Source organism: Frisingicoccus sp. (assembly GCA_016298055.1).
In the GTDB taxonomy this organism is placed as follows: domain Bacteria; phylum Bacillota; class Clostridia; order Lachnospirales; family Lachnospiraceae; genus Frisingicoccus.
Genome location: JAEDDO010000236.1, coordinates 1 through 2,484, shown reverse-complemented (window position 1 = coordinate 2,484; position 2,484 = coordinate 1). Strand labels below are relative to the sequence as shown.

Sequence of the window (2,484 nt, the reverse complement as noted above, 5' to 3'; positions counted from 1 at the left end):
AACAGGAAGCCCCCACTTCATAATCCTTGATTTAAGTGGTGGGAGCATGTCACATGAGTTAGCATCCGGTGGTTTCAAGCAGATGCATGCGGAACAGAAGAATATTTGTGATCAGCCATACCTGGATAAATCTTTTGACGTGATTACTTTGTTGGAAGTACTGGAACATATTACGGAAGTTGAGAAAGCAATTACAGCAGCTGTGAAAATGGCAAAGCAATATGTGGTGGTATCTGTTCCATCTAAACCGGATGATAACCCGGAACACATTCATTTGCTGACCAAAGAGAAATTGACAAAGATGTTTGCAGAAGCAGGCTGTACAAAGCTTCATTTTGATGGAGTAGAGGGACATTTGTTTATGGTAGCTGCGATAGAGTAGAATATATATGAAGGTGAAAAACATGAATAGATTTGAGATACGTAAATATCCTCGTACACCGCATATTGAAGGCTCCCGTCTTCAGCCGGGAGATGAAGATTTAAGTCAGATTCCTTTTTCTGAAATAGCGGGAAAGAATTTGGTGATTGAAGAAAAATGTGATGGTGCAAATTCAGCAATTTCCTTTGATGCAGGAGGAGAACTTCTTCTTCAGAGCCGTGGACATTATCTGACCGGCGGATACAGAGAGCGTCATTATAACATGATGAAACAGTGGGCTATGGTTCATAGAGATGCATTTTATAAAGTTCTTGGAACAAGATATATCATGTATGGTGAGTGGATGTATGCAAAGCACACCGTGTATTATGATGCACTTCCACATTATTTTCTGGAATTTGACATTTTGGATAGAGAAACAGGAATTTTTCTGGATACGCCAAGCCGTCATGAAATGTTGAAAGATCTGCCGATCGTTTCCGTTCCGGTTTTGGGTACCGGTATTTATAAGTCAAAAGAAGACATGTTAAAGCTGCTTGGAAAGTCAAAATATGTGACAGGAAATCAGAGAGCAAGCTTATATGAGGAAGCATTGAAAATAGGCTTGGATACTGAAAGAAGCTGTGATGAAACAGAGCTTTCCGGTTTGATGGAGGGTCTTTATATTAAGGTGGAAGAGAAGGGTCAGGTTGTGGATCGTATGAAATATGTTCGTGCCGCCTTCGTCCAATCTGTCAATTTTTCAGAAAACAATTGGATTGATAAACCGATTATTCCAAATAAATTGGCAGTACCGGTCGCAAGTTTGTTTGAATAAATTGAAGAGGGGGAAGCAGGTTGAATTTTATACATGAAGTAGAAAAGCTGTTGAATGCTTCTTCTGATGCAGGAATTGACTGGGTGGCAATCCGGAGATCTTCATTGGGATATTATTTTCAGGAAATGAAAAATACTTCTCAGAACCCGGAGTTTCATGGAGAAGGAGATGTCTATATCCATACACGGATGGTGTGTGACGAATTAATTCGCATACCTGCATTCTGGAAACTGTCTGAGATGCAGAAAATTGGATTATTTGCAGCGGGAGTATTTCACGATGTAGGAAAAATAAGAACAACAAAATCAGAGGATGGGAAATTGGTTTCACCGAATCATTCTTCCACAGGCAGTCGGATGACCAGAGAATATCTCTGGCAAACGTGTGGTCTTTGCGGAAATAAGGAAAGTATTCAGCTTCGGGAGCTGATATGTACTTTGGTAAGATACCATATGCTGCCGGTACATTTGATTGACCAGGATGAGTCGGAATTGAAAATTCGAACGGTTGCAGCAATAGGAGAACTGGTACCGGAATTCTCATGGGATTTACTTTGTATTCTATCAGAAGCGGATATGCGTGGAAGAATTGCGGGAGATATGGATGAGCAGCTCGAAAAGATAGAATTGTGCAGAGTTATTGCAGAAGAAGCCGGCTGCTTAGATGGTCCATATCATTTCAATGATTCTTTTACAAAGCATGCCTATTTAAGAGGAAGAAACGTTCAGCCGGATCAGACACTTTATGATGATACCTGGGGGGAAGTTCTACTGATGTCTGGACTGCCGGGAACAGGAAAAGATACCTGGATCGGAAGAATGATTCCGGATTATCCGATGATTTCTTTGGATGATATCCGTAAAGAAATGCATGTGAATCCGACTGAGAACCAGGGAATTGTCATTCAGGAAGCACAGGAACGAGCCAAGATATATTTAAGACAGCATCAGCCTTTTGTCTGGAATGCAACAAATATTACGAAAGATACAAGACAAAAACAGATTGGATTATTTGAGCGCTATGGAGCTCGGGTGAGAGTAGTATATCTTGAAACAGACTGGAACACCCAAAAAGAACGAAACTGCAGCCGCGAGGCAGAAGTACCTATGCAAGCTGTAGAAAAAATGCTTGGAAAAACAGTTTTGCCGACAACCGAAGAAGCACATAAAGTTGAATGGATTTGTGTTTAGCACAGTAACTTAATGGGGCAGAATACCGTCAGGGTATCCTGCCCCATGTTTTAAATGATTGTAAATCGTCCCTCTTTACGTCTTGGCGCTTTTGC

General features: G+C 41.0%; 3 protein-coding genes. All 3 read left to right on the top strand.

All coding sequences use genetic code 11. The features are described 5' to 3' along the window. A partial coding sequence (locus tag QZZ35_RS11035) for a methyltransferase domain-containing protein (protein WP_291237451.1) occupies positions 1-382 on the top strand: 382 nt, incomplete at its 5' end. 22 nt (positions 383-404) lie between these two features. Then, a complete protein-coding gene (locus tag QZZ35_RS11030; RefSeq protein ID WP_291237450.1) occupies positions 405-1,199 on the top strand; it encodes an RNA ligase family protein in 795 nt (264 codons plus the stop codon). A 20-nt stretch (positions 1,200-1,219) separates the two neighbouring features. Further along, entirely contained in the window at positions 1,220-2,389 is a 1,170-nt protein-coding gene (locus QZZ35_RS11025; RefSeq protein ID WP_291237449.1) for an AAA family ATPase, read from the top strand. The last annotated feature ends 95 nt before the right edge of the window (positions 2,390-2,484 follow it).